The sequence below is a fragment of the Bacillus pretiosus genome, from assembly GCF_051294775.1.
In the GTDB taxonomy this organism is placed as follows: Bacteria; Bacillota; Bacilli; order Bacillales; family Bacillaceae_G; genus Bacillus_A; species Bacillus_A wiedmannii.
The window spans coordinates 1-285 of sequence record NZ_JBPPHF010000503.1; the positions used below are offsets into that span (position 1 = coordinate 1).

The 285-nt window shown below is 34.0% G+C and carries 1 pseudogene; it reads left to right on the forward strand.

Annotated features, from left to right (window positions below):
* Positions 1-285, forward strand: a pseudogene (locus tag ACSG5Z_RS31925) (hypothetical protein); the annotation flags it as partial.

Here is a 285-nt window from a genome sequence, read left to right on the forward strand (position 1 = left end):
AACCATATAAAAAAGATAATTTAAAAGTTGACTACAGCAGTACTTTATTAATTTCAAAGTTGGCGCCCGTGTTTTACTTTCAACATGAATTTTCAGGTGACTGTCCTGATGATACGTCACTCCTGTCCACTTTAGATGGAGATAACACACAGGCCTATACGATTCAACAATTGGAATTCGAACAACAAGTCATTCAATCTTTAACATTGAATAATTATACAGAACTATCCTATGCAGAAGTATATGTTGTTGTTTTTGATCTCATATTGCCAGAGGGTGTAACTT